At 66.0% G+C, this 2,446-nt stretch carries 3 protein-coding genes; all 3 read left to right on the top strand.

Annotated features, from left to right (window positions below; all coding sequences use genetic code 11):
• On the top strand, positions 1 to 282 hold a 282-nt coding region (locus tag AC1P6P_RS09960; RefSeq protein ID WP_481402289.1), incomplete at its 5' end, for a MarR family winged helix-turn-helix transcriptional regulator.
• A gap of 100 nt (positions 283 to 382) precedes the next feature.
• Complete coding sequence (locus AC1P6P_RS09955; protein WP_481402288.1) at positions 383 to 1,177, top strand: SDR family oxidoreductase; 795 nt, start codon at positions 383 to 385, stop codon at positions 1,175 to 1,177.
• 35 nt (positions 1,178 to 1,212) lie between these two features.
• On the top strand, positions 1,213 to 2,446 hold a 1,234-nt coding region (locus tag AC1P6P_RS09950; RefSeq protein ID WP_481402287.1), incomplete at its 3' end, for an aldehyde dehydrogenase family protein.

Genomic DNA, 2,446 nt, shown 5'->3' with positions numbered 1-2,446 from the left:
CCGATCACGCTGGGCCGCATGATCGACCGGCTGCAGGATGCCGACCTCGTCGAGCGCCGCCCCGATCCCGCCGATCGCCGCGCCTGGCGCCTGCATATCACCGTGAAGGGCCGCGCCCTGTTCGACGAGCTGCGCCCGCTGTCCGCGGAACTGGTGGAGCATGTGCTGGAAGGGGTTGGCCCGGCGGAGCGCGCGGTGCTGGTCACCGCGCTCGACCGGATGCGCGCCAACCTGTCGCGGCGGCCTCCGGGCGAAACGCCAGAAGGCGGCCAGGCCGGCTGAACTTCCCCCGGGCGATGTTGCGGGGGATTGGTCCGGAATTGCCATCGCCGCCGCGATAGGCGGGGGGAACCGGCGTCTGAACACTTGTCCGGCGGCCGCGATGCTGAAAAGCCTTGCCATTGCCGGCACGGGCCATGCATTTCGAGAGGATACACAGGTGGGCAAGATTATCGCCATTACCGGCGGGGGAGACGGACTGGGCCGCGCGCTGGCGCGCCGCTGCGTCAGCGAGGGCGACACGGTGGCGCTGTTGGGGCGCACGCTGTCGAAGGTGCAGGCGGTTGCCGATGAACTGGGCGCCCCGCACATCGCCGTGGAATGTGACGTCACTAACCCGAATTCGGTGCGCGCGGCCTTCGCAAAGGTGGGCGAGGCCTTTGGCCGCATCGATGTGCTGATCAACAACGCCGCCGTCTATGAGCCCTTCACCCTCGCCACCGTCACCGACGAGCAGCTGATGAGCCAGACGATGACCAATTTCGTCGGCCCGATCTTCTGCGCGCGCGAGGCGCTGCCGTTGCTCAAGGGCCATGGCCACATCATCAACGTCACCAGCGAATCGGTGCACCTGCGCTTTCCGATGATGTGGATGTATTCCGGCACCAAGACCGGCCTCGAAGCCGTCTCCGCCCAGTGGGAACCCGAACTGGAGGCGGACGGCGTGCGCGTCACCGTGATCCGCTGCGGCGCGATGATGGATGAAACCAAGGGCGGCACCAACTGGCCGATGGAGGTTGCCATGCAGTTCGGCATGGAATGTGCCAAGGCCGGCATCGACATGCGGGTTCGCCCGATCTCACATTACAACTCGATCACCGATGCCTTCCGGGCGGTGATCGACACCAGGCCCGACACTCATATCCGCATGGTTTCGGTCTGCGGCAGCAGGCACTGATTCCCCCAAACGCCAGAAAACAGGAAACAAAGCCGATGGTTACCCTCCCCGACGCCAAGCTCTTCATCGATGGCCAGCTGTGCGATGCCAGCAACGGCAAGACCTTCGACGTCCTCAGCCCGTGGACCGGCGAAAAGGTCGGCGTTGCCGCCGATTGCACCGCCGACGATGTCAACCGCGCCATCGCCGCCGCGCGCCGCGCCTTCGATGAAACCAACTGGGGCGCCCCTGAAAATCGCCAGAACCGCCTCGAACTGGTCAAGAAGTACCGCGCCCTGTTCGAACAGAACCGCGACCGCATGGCCCAGCTCGCCATTCACGAGGGCGGCGCCGCGGTCGGCGCGGTCAACCGCGCCCATGTCGCCATGGCGCTCGATGGCTGGGACGATTACATCAAGGTGTTCGACCAGGTGTGCTGGGAAAAGGACTACGGCACCCGCGAAACCTGGGGGATGACTCACAAGCGCATCGCCGTGCATGAGCCGGTGGGTGTGGCCGGTCTCATCACGCCGTGGAACGTGCCGTTCTACGTCGGCATCGGCAAGATCGTGGCGGCGCTGCTGGCCGGTTGCACCGTGATCCTCAAGCCCGCGCCGGACACGCCCGGCAGCGGCGGCGCACTGTTTGGCGAACTGGCGAAGGAAGCCGGTTTCCCCGATGGCGTCGTCAACGTGGTGTTTGGCGAGGATCCGGCGATGGCTGGCGAGATGCTGGTGCACGATCCGCGCGTCGATCTCATCTCCTTCACCGGTTCGACCGGCGTCGGCCGCCGCATCATGCAGGAGGGTGGGCAGACGCTGAAGCGCGTGTTCCTCGAACTCGGCGGCAAGTCGGCCAAGATCGTGCTCGACGATGCGCCGAACTTCGCGATGGACGTGGCGATGACGATGCTGGTGTTCCACGCCGGCCAGGGCTGCGCGGTGCAGAGCCGCCTGCTCGTCCCGCGCAGCCGCTACGAGGAAGCCAAGGCGATCCTCAAGGGCACGTACGGCCAGTATGGCGACAACTGGGGCGACGTCAGCAACCCCGAGCACATCATGGGCCCGGTGATCTCGAAGAAGCAGATGGACCGGGTGATGTCGTACATCGAGCTCGGCAAGAAGGAAGGCGCGACGCTGCTGCACGGCGGCAACGCGCGGCCCGACAAGGGCGGTGGCTACTTCGTCGAGCCGACGGTGTTCGTCGACGTCACCAACGGCATGCGCATCGCCCAGGAGGAAATCTTCGGCCCGGTGCTGGTGGTGATCCCCTACGAGGACGATGCCGACG

Source organism: Rhizomicrobium sp. (assembly GCF_056722145.1).
Note: the sequence above shows the minus strand (reverse complement) of the source record. Positions and strands in the feature narration are given on the sequence as shown.